Origin of the sequence: Fictibacillus nanhaiensis (assembly GCF_019801215.1) — a bacterium.
GTDB classification, from domain to species: Bacteria; Bacillota; Bacilli; order Bacillales; family Fictibacillaceae; genus Fictibacillus; species Fictibacillus nanhaiensis_C.
The window spans coordinates 657,809-670,274 of sequence record NZ_JAHVJO010000002.1; the positions used below are offsets into that span (position 1 = coordinate 657,809).

The following is a 12,466-nucleotide window of genomic DNA, read 5'->3' on the forward strand; positions in this document are numbered from 1 at the left end:
AAAAAGGGAGGAACAAGCATGGTCCATAACGCATCGGCCGTTTCGGCAGAAGGAGAAATGAAGTGGAAATTTTCTCCGTTTACCAACGGTATTTCCCGCCAGAAAAGTATGACGTTTCGTTATATAAAGCAAGAGGAAGATATCATCATGACCGAGAGCGAAGGGGAGCTTTTTGACTTGTTCGGCCTCAAACCAGAAGACGTTCTCCAAAAGAGATTAGAAGATATTTTTCCAAAAGAGATGGCTGCTTTTAAAAGGAAAGTCTATGAGAGAGCATTGAATGGGGAAAGTTTGACATATGAAGCAGAATTGAACGGAATTCCGTTTCTGGCTGCAATCGGCCCGATCTATAAAGATGGCATTGTAACAGAGGTGTATGGATTCTGTGTAGATTTGAGTGAGAGAATACAGATGGAAAGGCAGCTCGCTGAAAGTGAACAACGGTTCAGATCTTTAATGGACCATAACATTGATGCATTATTTTCAGTAGATTTAGAAGGGAAATTTACGACGGTTAATAAAGCCTGTACAGAAATGACGGGGTATAGCGAAACAGAACTGCTCAACATGACCTTTCTTCCGATTATCATACCAGAACGAAAATCCATTGCATTGGAACAATTTCAAGATGCTCTTAAAGGGAACTCTAAAATTATTGAAACGCGCATCACTCGAAAGACCGGTGAGATCCGCCAGATTACGTTTACAATTACTCCGATTATCGTACTGAATAAAGTTCTTGGTGTTTTTGGAATCGCGAAAGATGTTACCGAAAAGAGAGAGGCAGAAAAAGAGCTTCGCGAAACAAAAGAGCTGCTTGAATCTGTAATCTATCATTCAAGTGATGCCATTTCTGTTGTCCACTTTAGCGATTATTCTGTAAAAGTAAATCCCGCTTTCGAATTTATCTATGGCTGGTCACAAGACGAATTGAACAACCTGACGTCACACATGCTGCCGATTGTTCCAGAGGACAAAATTGCCGAATCAGAACGGCTCACGAATATTGTTAAGCACGGAGGTTATGTGAAAGGCATAGAGACCATCCGAGTAAATAAAAACGGAAAACGCCTGAATGTCAGTCTCTCCCTTAGTCCTATCTATGGGGAGAATGGAGATGTCGTGGCACTATCTGCGATTTCACGAGATATTACAGATAAAAAGTTAAAAGAAAATGCATTAAAAGAGAGTGAAGAAAAATATCGGATTATCGCTGAAAATACGACCGACTTAATCGGAGTCGTTGACTTAGAAGGAAACGTTAAATATGCTTCCCCTTCTAACAGGCTCCTTCTCGGTTTCGATCCATCGCTTTATGATGGCAAAAAGATACAAGCCTTTTTCCATAGTGATGATCGTCCAAAAGTAAGAATGGCGATTAACGAGATGATAAAAACGATGAAACCTGTAAAGTTCGAGGTGAGATGCAAGCATGCCCATGGCCACTGGGTCACACTGGAGGCGAATGCGACGCCGATTGTTAACCTTCTAGATAAGAGCGGATCGTTTGTAGTTGTTGCCCGGGATCTGACAGAACGAAAAAAGACCGAAGAGATGCTCCGAAAATCAGACAAGCTTTCGGTCTTAGGGCAGCTCGCAGCAGGAGTGGCACATGAGATACGTAATCCCCTCACATCCATACGTGGTTTTTTACAGCTGTTACAGTCAAAAGCATCGGAAAACGAAGATTATTACCAGATCATGCTTTCGGAAATCGACCGCATCAACAGCATCGTTGGAGAGTTCATGCTGCTCGCTAAGCCTCAAGCGATGAATTTTATGAAAACCGATCTAAAGCAATTATTAAAACACGTTATCTCTATCCTTGAGACACAGGCCATTTTGACAAACGTCCAGATTTATTTTGAGTGTGATCCAGATCTACCGGAAATTTGGTGCGTGGATAATCAGATCAAGCAAGTGTTCGTAAACATGCTGAAGAACGCAATCGAAGCTATGCCAGCGGGAGGTTCTGTACATATTCATCTAAAAAAACAAGAGAATTATGTTATCGCTTCCTTTATCGATCACGGCTGCGGCATCCCTGAAGAGCGATTGGCTACACTTGGCGAACCTTTTTATACGACAAAAGAAAAAGGTACAGGTCTCGGCTTAATGATCTGTTATAAGATCGTAGAAAACCATCATGGCAAAATAAAGATTGAGAGTAAAATAGACGATGGAAGCACCTTTTCAATCATGCTTCCCATTCATAAAAACAAGCCTGTGTCCGAATAGACAGAGGCTTGTTCCTTTTCCTTTTTATTCTTTTATTACGTTGCCACCTGCAGATTTCTCTAGCCGGTTCATAATCGCCGCGCCGACTCCCGTTTTTGGAAAAACTTCGCCAAAAATTTGGTCCACATTCGCTTCGTTAAATGAGCGCAATGCTTCATATAAGTGCTGAGCGACCGTTTCAGGATTGGAACGTACACCTGAAGGGATGACAGAATCTGCTCGATACAACCCTATTCGCTCTTCTGTTGTGAGTATCCCAACTCTTCTGCCGGCTGCTCTCTCTTTATCCACAAGCTGTTGAAGAAACTCAGGACTTCCATCCACTAAAACAAAGGGCGCGTTTGGAGCATAATGTGTATATTTCACACCTGGTGATCGTGGTGCAAGCTTTTCGTCGTCAATCCCCGGGTCGACCATCACCTTCCCTAGGCCCACAACATTTTCAAGCTCCTCAAAGGTCACCCCGCCTGGTCGTAAAATTGTAATCTCACCGTTATCCGTACACTCTACAACCGTTGATTCAACACCAACTCCTGTAGAGCCTCCATCCACGATACCAGGTATTCTGCCTTTTAAATCTTCATACACATGGTTTGCCGTAGTCGGGCTAGGTTTCCCAGACAGATTTGCACTTGGGGCGGCTAATGGTACACCTGATGCTTCAATCACCGCTAAAGCAACCGGGTGATTCGGCATTCTTACAGCAACTGTGGATAACCCAGCAGTGACTTTTTCGCTTACCTTAGTTCCTTTTGGTAAAACGATAGTAAGTGGCCCAGGCCAGAATTTGTTCATAAGATCTTCCGCGCTTTTAGGTATGGATGAAACAAGACCTTCTAATTGCTTTCGATCGGATATATGGACAATTAACGGGTTATCGCTCGGTCTTCCTTTTGCCTCAAAAATGCGTGCTATCGCATAATCGCTTCCGGCGTTTCCCGCTAATCCATAAACGGTTTCAGTTGGCAAAGCGACCACTTCATCTTGTTTTATCCACAGGGAAGCCTGTATAACTTGTGGATGGTCTATTAAGGATTGTTCGCTTTTATCCACAATCCAGCGTTCCGTTTGGAATGATTTCATGATTTAAACCCTTTCTATAACTCAGGTACACCATACTGTTCAATGGTCAATCCACAAAACTTTTATATCCACAGAGTTATGCACAATTTGTCGGTAATTGTGGACAAGTTGTTGACAAACTACTTATGAATCGAGGGCATAAGCTAAAAGTTCTGCTCCTGATGATGCATTATTTTTTACATGATCGGCACTTTCGATATGAGGAGGCACTTTATCCTTTGGAATCACTTTAAATGATAAGGCTTCAAACATATGCACAGCTTTTGTTAATAAATAAAGAGTTTCTACTCCTTTATCTTTTGAGTATACCAAAATTTTATCGATCAGTTTAAGCAGAAGTGTTTCTGAAGAGTACTTCTGCTTTAATACAAAAGATCGCAGCAAACCATCTTTGCCGATTCGTTCAAGACCAACAGTTCCAATGGTCTCACCTTCATCATTCACAACGACTAAATAATTTTCAATGCTGTCTGTAATCCCTTCTGATTGAAGTCCGGCTTTTCCAACGAGCTGAAGCAGATCTTTCGCTTCATGTTTCATAGCCTGCCTTAAAATAATCGTCATCTTTAACTCTCCCTGCTTTTTATAATAACAGCTTCTTTTATGAGCTGTATGTCCCATAGTGGCAAAAAAGAAGGTACACCTTATGAGGCTTACCTTCTTCATTTTCTATAATCTATGAAAATAGGGAGGAACTTATGCAAGATTTAAGAGAATAATGAACCCATCGCACTAACAAGGCTATCAAACAATTCTACAACAAAGAACTTCGTCTGGATCTCTTTAGACTCGCCCGTCTTTTCTACAGACGCTGTTTCGGCCCCATCCGTTTTACCATCTTTATTTTCTTTTACTGCATCACCATTTTCAAAGTCCAAGAAACATAATGGAGGAAAAAGAACACACCACCAGTTCTTCCCTTCTCCTTCACCTAGTGTGATCAGCAACGCTTCATATTGACCCGCAGGATAGATGAATTCGCCGTACATTTTAGTAGGAAATGCCACTTTACTAAGCTCGACCGAGAAAGTCTTTTCAATTCCCGCTTCTTTCAGTTCATTTTCTACGATTCTTTCAATAGCAGGCAGCTCGCCACGGATGATTTCACGCGCTTCAGTCAATGTCGTAAACTCATCTACCCATGTTGTGATCTGAGCATTTACTTTATCTCTGATCTCACGTTTCAGCTTTTGATCAGCCTCTGAATTGCTGTCCGCTAAAATGCGAAGTCTGATTGATTCTTCTGGTATTTTAACTGAAGCATTCATGGTTGCGTTTGCCACTTTTGTTTGTGTTTCAAAGAATAAGAACATCACCGCTAAAGATATAAGAATAAGAATAAAAAAATGATTGCGTTTTTTCATCGTTTTTTCCTCCCCGTCGTCTCTAACCACAGTTTGGTCAGCAAGCGAGGAAAACATACTAGCAAACTAGTAAAATCTTTTCTGGGTAATTCGACAACTAGAACGTGCTAAATCTGGAGAGTCGGTTAGCGAAATTTGTCGAAAATCGGATAAAATAAATATAACGTGGAATTATTCAAAATAACGTGGAATTATAGGCCGTTAACGTGAAAAAAAACTAAATAACGTGGATATATTTTTTTGCTTTTAAGATAGAGGGGACAGACCCGGGTCTGTCCCCATTTCCCAAATTATTTCCCTACGACCGCGAACACCATGCGATCTTTGCCGCTAATGTCTTCTTTTACGTATACGTCTGCGTCTGGAAACGTTTTTCTTAGCATTCCAGCGACAGTCATTCCTTGTCCAGCTCCTACTTCAAAGCCTATCAGCGCTTTTTCATTTAAGACAAGCGGAAGCTCCTCCATAAACCTTCTGTAAAAGTTATAGCCATCTTCCCCGCCGCTTAATGCTCTAATTGGTTCGCGGTCCTTTACAATCGTATCCAGGACAGCGATTTCGTGGTCAGAAATATAAGGCGGATTTGAGACGACAACATCTAGTTTCATGTTTTGTTCCATAAAGGGATGCAGCAAATCGCCATGCAGGAAAGTAACCTTTGCACCAAGTCGAGCCGCATTACCTTTAGCTACTTCAATCGATTCTTGGGCAATATCGACCGTATACACTTGCAAACGCTCATCTTCCAGCGCCATTGTAATAGAAATGGCACCGCTTCCTGTTCCGATGTCTGCAACCGTGACCTCTTCACCTACATTGAAATGCAAAGAAATGAGCTTCAGCATGTGCTCTACCAATTCTTCGGTTTCCGGTCTAGGGATCAGGACTTCTTGATTGACGGAAAACGTTCGGCCATAAAACTCTTCACTGCCTGTAATGTATTGAACAGGTTCCCCATCAACATGACGCGCGACCACCTTCTTAAGGTAGCCATATTCATCATCACTCATATAGTCATGAAGACGTATGAGCATTTCAGAACGGCTTACACCGCCTAAAACATGTCTCATCAGAATCTCAGAGGCAAAGGCTTCGCGATCATGATCAGCTAAAAAAGAAGAAGCCCAGGCGAGGGCTTCATGAACTTTTGTACTCATTTTACGAATCCGCCTGTGCTTTCATTTTGCTCGTTTGATCTTCCGTAATCAGCGCTTCAACAAACTCATCCATTTTACCTAGAAGAATCTGGTCAAGCTTTTGAATCGTTAAACCGATGCGGTGATCCGTCACACGGTTTTGCGGGAAGTTATACGTTCGGATTCGCTCAGAACGGTCACCTGAACCTACAGCACTTTTACGTGTTTCATCATACTCTTTTTGTATTTCTCGCTGAATCTTATCATAAACACGCGCACGAAGAACCTTCATCGCTTTTTCTTTGTTTTTGATCTGTGATTTTTCATCCTGACACGATACAACCGTACCCGTCGGAATGTGAGTTAAACGCACCGCAGACTGAGTCGTGTTAACAGACTGGCCTCCAGGACCAGATGACGTAAACGTATCTACACGTACGTCTTTTTCGTGAACGTCCACTTCCACTTCTTCCGCTTCTGGAAGGACCGCTACTGTGGCAGTAGATGTATGAATACGGCCGCCCGATTCTGTAGCAGGAACACGTTGAACCCGGTGTGCTCCATTTTCGTATTTAAGCTTTGAATAGGCACCAGCACCATTGATCATAAAGATAATCTCTTTGTAGCCGCCAAGCTCTGTGTACGAAGCTTCAATTACTTCAGACTTCCACCCTTGCATCTCTGCGTAACGGCTGTACATGCGGTACAAGTCACCCGCGAACAATGCCGCTTCGTCTCCACCAGCAGCACCGCGAACTTCCACGATAACGTTTTTGTCATCGTTCGGGTCTTTTGGAAGCAATAAGATTTTCAGCTGCGCGATGAACTCTTCAATCTGAGCGTTAAGACCAGAGATCTCTTCTTTTACCATTGCCGTCATTTCAGCATCGAGCTTGTCTTCAAGCATCAATTTGGCTTCATCGAGCTGTTCTTTCGCTTCTTTATACTCACGGTAAACGGCTACTGTCTCTTGAAGAGAAGATTGTTCTTTAGAATACTCACGCAATTTGTTGTTATCATTTATAACTTCTGGATCACTTAATAATTCATTCAATTTGTCATATCTTGCTTCAATCGTTTCTAAACGTTCTAACATGGTTTTTCACCTCTGTTTTTGATGCATAACATTCTAATTATAGTCGTTATGGACGAAACTCTCAATCTTTTTAAGGATAAATTATACCCTACTCATTGTATCTATTTTCTAGCTGTTTAATTCCACTTTTTCCACATGGCTTTTTCCCCAGTCACTCATCAGATTTAGCGTAGCTTCTAATTCTCTTCCGTAATCTGTTAGAGAATATTCTACCTTTGGAGGAACTTCTGGGTACACACGCCGATCGATCAATCCATCCGCTTCTAATTCTCTTAGTTGAAGCGTTAACGTTTTTTGAGAGACATTAGGCAAAAGCTTCTTAATCTCACCAAATCTTAAAACTTCACTTTGCTGCAGATGGCAGAGAATTACACCTTTCCATTTTCCGCACACCACATCCATCGTTACTTCAATTGGATGAGAATAATCTTTTCTCAATCAAAAACACTCCTTAGTATCATTTCGTTACCTATGTTTCATAACATGCCCTAAGTTACATGAATGTACCTTCTTGCGCAGGGATACTAACTATTATTATAATGACTACGACTAGAAATGACTATAAAAATATATTGGAGACCTGCCGATGTCTAAAACGATTCGAATCGTAAGGAACGGGGAAAAAAGGAAGGTGCGTCAAGATGACTTGCCTTGGGTCATCCATCAACTTGAAAAAGGAATGGATAAAGGGCTGATCGAAGTCATACAGCATTCTTCAACGATACGGGCATACCGGAAAAGAGATTACGTGTTTGGATCAACGATTTTCAGTTGGGATCATAAAGAAGAAGAACAGCTTTACTTTGACGATTATCAATTTAAAGTGTTTTGTGAAGACCTAGATGTGAAAGTTCAGTATACGGAAGAAAGATAAAAAAGAGGCTCCCATAGGAACCTCTTTTTGTTTTGTTCTTTTCTCTTATCTTGTTGCTGCGTACACATCGATAACGCCATTGCCATAATAGAAGGCGCTGCCAAGAGGAATGGCTGTATCAATCAGCTTTTGACGAACTTGAGCATTAGACAATCCTGGATTGCCTGCCATGATAAGAGCTGCTGCTCCAGCAACATGTGGTGATGCCATAGACGTCCCATTGTAACTTGAATAACTGTTACCCGGAACTGAGCTTAAAACGTTTACACCCGGCGCCATAACCTCAAGTTCATCTCCTACACTTGAGAATGATGCGCGGTTGTTGCTAGCGTCCACAGCTCCAACGGCCATAACAGACGCATATTTGGCAGGATAACCGATCGTATTTCGTTTGCCTTTTGTCCCAGAGTTTCCAGCAGCCGCTACTACTAGAACTCCAGAGTTGTTTGCATTGTCACAGGCTTGCTGAAGCGCAGTAGAACCTGAGCTTCCACCTAAGCTCATGTTGATCACATCCATATTGTTAGCAACCGCCCATTCGATGCCTTGAATGATGCCGCTGTAGGTTCCGCTTCCAGAGCTGTCTAACACTTTTACAGCATATAGACTTGCCGAATGAGCAACGCCTATAACACCCTTCGTATTATTTAGCGCTGCAACAGTACCTGCTACATGAGTACCATGACTGTTTCCATCAATTAACGCATTTGGCTCGCCTGCAACAAAGCTCGCTCCGCCAAGAACGTTTAAGTCTTCGTGACTTGCGTCGATCCCTGTATCTAAAATCGCAACTTTAACACCTGATCCTGTGTTTCCTGTTGCATGAACTTGATCTGCTTTAATATGCGGGATGCCCCATGGTGTTGATTGCCCGATCGCATAAGCCATCTGGTCTTCTTCCACATAAGCAACGTTCGGATTCTTCTTAAGGGCTTCTGCTGCCTGTTCTGGCATGGAAACAAGCATCGTATTCATAAACTTGTATTGATGCTTTACTTGTCCGCCCATTTTTTTAACATCGTTTACTTGAGCTGTTTGAATATCTGATTTAAAACCAACGAGGAAGTTTTTCGGTCCTTTTTCTGTTGCGGCTGAAGCATTAAAATGCAAATTTCCTACTAGAAGTGAAAGGACAAACAATAGACTGAGTACAGCAGTAAATGCTTTAAAAACAGCTTTCATACTTTATCCCCCAATCATGTATTTATAACAATCAAACGGTAAGCTCTCGGTGTATCAGGTCCCGGGCCCATATGTATATTTCTGAATTGTTTGACTATTACTGGATAATTGTAACATGACTGGGATTTCTAAACATTGGGAAAACCATGTGCTTTACTATGGAATAAGCGGACTTAATAAAGAACGATTTTCCCAACAAATATCCAAAAGAAAAGGTGTTATAATAAAAGTTTTAGAGCTTTTTTAATAAAGACTGCCGCATGCTATCTGAGAGTTCCTTCACTTCAATCAGACGCTTAATCTTTTTCAAATCCTTCTCGAAACCGTACTTGATTTGATTGGCTTCGGTAACGGTAACTCCCATAGGATGCTTTTCAATCCGCTTCATCTCATCATCCGCTTGAACGAATCCCTCTTCTAAGACGCGAAGATAATAGCCTGTTCGCCCAGTATCTACAACCTTTTTTATCATATCTGGCCGTTGTAAGATGGATGCCAATGTTGAGCACGGCTGCCGGGGCTGTGTGATCTGTACAACCGCCTTTCCCATCTGAAAAATGTCGCCAATACACACGTTGTCTTCCAAAACCCCGAGCGGCGTAATGTTTTCCCCAAAAGACGGCACTTTTAAAGGAGTTTGAAGCTGCAATTCTCCGTTCCATTTTTCATAATGCTCAAACCCATACACACAAACGGCTTGATCAAGTCCGCCATGATGAACTTTATCTCCTTGTCCGTCACCTTCAAAATGCGTTTTATGTAAAAAGATCGGTCCTTCTTGCGGAATTTTATTGTATCCTGTAAAAAAAGACCTGCCAGAAGCTAATACACTCTCTGGGAGCTTAATATTCAAAGAAACAACTTTTCCCTTCATCTCACTCACCTCATTAAAAAGCATAGCATAGTACAAAAGGAAATTAATAGGAAAAAATATTCCGTCGCAACTGTTCGTAATCTATTCTTTCCTGATTCATTCTGATGGCTTTTGTAAGCTCTTCAATAATCACTTTTTCATCCGTAATCACATTAAATACATATGGAATCGTAGCAAAGTGACCTAAGAAATGCGTACATCCCACATACCGGGGATTTTCAACCTGTTTTTGGCTTTTATATTTTATAATAAAGTTCCCCATCCCTTCATAAACAGGGTCTAGTGGTTTTTGGTCCAATTTTTTGATTAGTGTATGGATCGGCTGAACAGGTGCATTCCAATCTGTTCCGTTCGACTTAATTTCTAGCACGGTTCACCACCTCTTTCTACTATCATTGTTCGTTTTGTTTGTTCACTTCTTGTTGGTCAATGGGTAAGAACCTCAATACTCAGCTATATACGTTACTTTTTTGTACACAATGGGAATACTATACTGTTAGTAGCATGGTAAGGAGCTGATTAGATGAAATATTGCATTATTGGGGGAGACGCTGCTGGAATGAGTGCAGCGATGCAGATTGTAAGAAATACAGAAAATGCCGACATCACCGTGCTCGAAAAAGGCGGGATTTATTCTTACGGACAGTGCGGACTGCCTTACGTGGTAGGAGGACTCATCCCATCTACCGAAAAACTAATCGCAAGAAGTATTGAAACGTTCCGAGAAAAATACGGTATGGATGCACGCACCTTTCATGAGGTTCAGTCCGTTGATACGACAGCTAAAACCGTTTCTGGCATGCACACGAAAACGGGAGAGGCTTTTGAGGTATCTTATGACAAGCTCTTGATCGCAACAGGGGTCAGACCCATCATGCCTAAAAGCTGGACGGGCGTACATTTGAATGGAATCTACCCTTTAAAAACCATCCCTGATGCAGAGGAACTGATGAAAGGTCTCGAAGCTGTTCAAAACGTTACAATCATCGGCGGTGGATACATCGGGCTTGAGATGGCTGAAAACGTGATTAGATTGGGTAAAAAGGTTCGGATCATACAGCGAGGCAAACAGATTGGCAGTATCTTTGACGAAGATCTCTCTCCTCTTATTCATGAGGAAGCAGAAAAACACGGCATCGAGCTATGTTTGGAAGAGGAAGTGCTGGGCTTCAAAGGGGACGATCATGTTCAGTTTGTCAAAACGGCTAAAAAAGATTATCCGACTGATCTTGTGATTATAGCAGTTGGGGTTAAGCCAAATACAGATTTCTTAAACGAAACCAATCTTTCTCTTAATGAACAAGGTGTTATTATCGTTAATGAACGAATGGAAACAAACGTGGATAGTGTTTATGCAGCTGGAGATTGCGCCACACATTATCACCGGATAAAAAAACGCAATGATCACATTCCGCTTGGTACAACTGCAAACAAGCAAGGCCGGATCGCTGGCTTAAACATGGCCGGTGTTGAAAAATCATTTAAAGGAATCGTCGGCTCATCCATCATTCAGTTTATGGATCTCACTTTAGGTAAAACAGGACTCTCGAACAAAGAAGCAGAAAAACTGGAGATTCCATACGAAAATATAAAAATCACATCCAAAAGTCACGCAGGCTATTATCCAGATGCCAAAGAACTCGAAGTGAAATTAACGTATCATAAAGAAACAAAGCAGCTCTTAGGCGGTCAAATCATCGGAGCGGAAGGTGTAGATAAACGGATCGATGTTCTCGCTACAGCACTTTATCATGAGATGAACATTGAGGAACTTACGGATCTTGATCTATCATATGCACCACCATACAACGGTTCGTGGGATCCTGTTCAGCAAGCGGCAAGAAGAGTCGGGAAATAAATTGGGAAATGGGGTCTGTCCCCATTTCCCGTTTTATTTCCCACTAATGATCGAGTTTTAAGGAAAATTTGTACCGAGGTACCGCTCGTTCTACAGCGTTCATGATTTTACGGTTTAAAGCAGAACGCTCTTTTTTTGACAGGTCATCCGGTACATTCACGTGTATGTGTGCAAAATTCCCATTGATCGTTACCATCTGCGGGTTGATTCCCGAAGCATCTATTACGGCTTGACGAATCAAATCCTGATCATCCGATAAATCAAAACGTGTCGTATTCATGCTTCTATAATCACTCGGATTCATGTTTGTATCAAAGCTGTAATTGACACGCGGTTCATTTTTGGTCAGGTGGTAGTTGATAATCCCGTGTCCAAACAGGTTATCACGGATATCCCGTTTATCTTCATAGGCAGCGGGTTCCGTTTTTGCTCCCTCTTCCTTATATGACTCCATAGGAGAACATGCCGTAACAAGCAGCACTAAAAACGAAGTGAAAAAAGCCTTTTTCACTATAAACACCTCCCATATTGTTAGGATTTCCTTTCGGATGGTGCTTTATGAAAAATAATGACCAGTTTCGGCGGCCGAAACTGACCGTTTGAGGTACTTTAAGGCGTGCTGAATGGTTCATCTCTGAAAAACAGGCTGTGAATCCAGAAATTTTTACGGTGAATCCACGAGTTTATGCCCTGAATCCACAAGTTTTTGCCACATACCCACGAGTCGACAATACTCTGCAATTTTCGACACCGATTTTTCA

The 12,466-nt window shown here is 41.8% G+C and carries 13 protein-coding genes; 3 read left to right on the forward strand and 10 right to left on the reverse strand.

What is annotated here, in order from left to right; translation table 11 throughout:
• Positions 1-18: 18 nt before the first annotated feature.
• On the forward strand, positions 19-2,238 hold the full coding sequence (locus KUV80_RS11875) for a PAS domain S-box protein (RefSeq protein WP_222462913.1): 2,220 nt from the start codon (positions 19-21) through the stop codon (positions 2,236-2,238).
• 24 nt (positions 2,239-2,262) lie between these two features.
• Here KUV80_RS11875 and KUV80_RS11880 read toward each other — a convergent pair whose 3' ends face one another.
• From KUV80_RS11880 to KUV80_RS11905, 6 genes are all read right to left on the reverse strand, one after another.
• Positions 2,263-3,321 carry an L-threonylcarbamoyladenylate synthase gene (locus KUV80_RS11880; protein WP_222462914.1) on the reverse strand — a complete coding sequence of 353 codons (1,059 nt, stop codon included), beginning with the start codon at positions 3,319-3,321 and terminating at the stop codon, positions 2,263-2,265.
• A 123-nt stretch (positions 3,322-3,444) separates the two neighbouring features.
• Positions 3,445-3,885, reverse strand: a complete 441-nt coding sequence (locus KUV80_RS11885) for a GNAT family N-acetyltransferase (protein WP_222462915.1) — start codon at positions 3,883-3,885, stop codon at positions 3,445-3,447.
• 143 nt (positions 3,886-4,028) lie between these two features.
• Complete coding sequence (spoIIR, locus tag KUV80_RS11890) at positions 4,029-4,685, reverse strand: stage II sporulation protein R (RefSeq protein WP_222462916.1); 657 nt, start codon at positions 4,683-4,685, stop codon at positions 4,029-4,031.
• A gap of 290 nt (positions 4,686-4,975) precedes the next feature.
• The gene (gene prmC, locus KUV80_RS11895; protein ID WP_222462917.1) at positions 4,976-5,842 is read right to left on the reverse strand and encodes a peptide chain release factor N(5)-glutamine methyltransferase; all 867 of its coding nucleotides are present in this window, start codon (positions 5,840-5,842) and stop codon (positions 4,976-4,978) included.
• A gap of 1 nt (position 5,843) precedes the next feature.
• A complete protein-coding gene (gene prfA, locus KUV80_RS11900) occupies positions 5,844-6,917 on the reverse strand; it encodes a peptide chain release factor 1 (protein WP_222462918.1) in 1,074 nt (357 codons plus the stop codon).
• 108 nt (positions 6,918-7,025) lie between these two features.
• Positions 7,026-7,319, reverse strand: a complete 294-nt coding sequence (locus KUV80_RS11905) for a winged helix-turn-helix transcriptional regulator (RefSeq protein WP_222463159.1) — start codon at positions 7,317-7,319, stop codon at positions 7,026-7,028.
• Between the two features lie 184 nt (positions 7,320-7,503).
• Between KUV80_RS11905 and KUV80_RS11910 the strand changes: the two genes are divergently transcribed.
• A complete protein-coding gene (locus KUV80_RS11910; RefSeq protein ID WP_222462919.1) occupies positions 7,504-7,791 on the forward strand; it encodes a hypothetical protein in 288 nt (95 codons plus the stop codon).
• A gap of 45 nt (positions 7,792-7,836) precedes the next feature.
• Here the strand turns inward: KUV80_RS11910 and KUV80_RS11915 are convergent, their stop codons facing one another.
• From KUV80_RS11915 to KUV80_RS11925, 3 genes are all read right to left on the reverse strand, one after another.
• On the reverse strand, positions 7,837-8,973 hold the full coding sequence (locus KUV80_RS11915) for a S8 family peptidase (RefSeq protein ID WP_222462920.1): 1,137 nt from the start codon (positions 8,971-8,973) through the stop codon (positions 7,837-7,839).
• A 232-nt stretch (positions 8,974-9,205) separates the two neighbouring features.
• Positions 9,206-9,847, reverse strand: coding sequence for an MOSC domain-containing protein (locus tag KUV80_RS11920; RefSeq protein WP_222462921.1), 642 nt, complete (start codon positions 9,845-9,847; stop codon positions 9,206-9,208).
• 43 nt (positions 9,848-9,890) lie between these two features.
• A complete protein-coding gene (locus KUV80_RS11925; protein WP_222462922.1) occupies positions 9,891-10,217 on the reverse strand; it encodes a hypothetical protein in 327 nt (108 codons plus the stop codon).
• 153 nt (positions 10,218-10,370) lie between these two features.
• Here KUV80_RS11925 and KUV80_RS11930 point away from each other — a divergent pair, with 153 nt between their 5' ends.
• Positions 10,371-11,705 (forward strand): CoA-disulfide reductase, encoded by a 1,335-nt coding sequence (locus KUV80_RS11930; protein ID WP_222462923.1) that lies wholly within the window; start codon positions 10,371-10,373, stop codon positions 11,703-11,705.
• A 43-nt stretch (positions 11,706-11,748) separates the two neighbouring features.
• Here KUV80_RS11930 and KUV80_RS11935 read toward each other — a convergent pair whose 3' ends face one another.
• The gene (locus tag KUV80_RS11935) at positions 11,749-12,216 is read right to left on the reverse strand and encodes a hypothetical protein (protein WP_222462924.1); all 468 of its coding nucleotides are present in this window, start codon (positions 12,214-12,216) and stop codon (positions 11,749-11,751) included.
• Between the last annotated feature and the right edge of the window lie 250 nt (positions 12,217-12,466).

Coding starts and splice junctions, on each gene's coding strand:
- spoIIR (WP_222462916.1), bottom strand. CDS start 4,685: ATGAAAAAACGCAATCATTTTTTTATTCTTATTCTTATATCTTTAGCG.
- KUV80_RS11910 (WP_222462919.1), top strand. CDS start 7,504: ATGTCTAAAACGATTCGAATCGTAAGGAACGGGGAAAAAAGGAAGGTG.
- KUV80_RS11930 (WP_222462923.1), top strand. CDS start 10,371: ATGAAATATTGCATTATTGGGGGAGACGCTGCTGGAATGAGTGCAGCG.
- KUV80_RS11880 (WP_222462914.1), bottom strand. CDS start 3,321: ATGAAATCATTCCAAACGGAACGCTGGATTGTGGATAAAAGCGAACAA.
- KUV80_RS11920 (WP_222462921.1), bottom strand. CDS start 9,847: ATGAAGGGAAAAGTTGTTTCTTTGAATATTAAGCTCCCAGAGAGTGTA.
- KUV80_RS11885 (WP_222462915.1), bottom strand. CDS start 3,885: ATGACGATTATTTTAAGGCAGGCTATGAAACATGAAGCGAAAGATCTG.
- prfA (WP_222462918.1), bottom strand. CDS start 6,917: ATGTTAGAACGTTTAGAAACGATTGAAGCAAGATATGACAAATTGAAT.
- KUV80_RS11905 (WP_222463159.1), bottom strand. CDS start 7,319: ATGGATGTGGTGTGCGGAAAATGGAAAGGTGTAATTCTCTGCCATCTG.
- KUV80_RS11915 (WP_222462920.1), bottom strand. CDS start 8,973: ATGAAAGCTGTTTTTAAAGCATTTACTGCTGTACTCAGTCTATTGTTT.
- KUV80_RS11875 (WP_222462913.1), top strand. CDS start 19: ATGGTCCATAACGCATCGGCCGTTTCGGCAGAAGGAGAAATGAAGTGG.
- prmC (WP_222462917.1), bottom strand. CDS start 5,842: ATGAGTACAAAAGTTCATGAAGCCCTCGCCTGGGCTTCTTCTTTTTTA.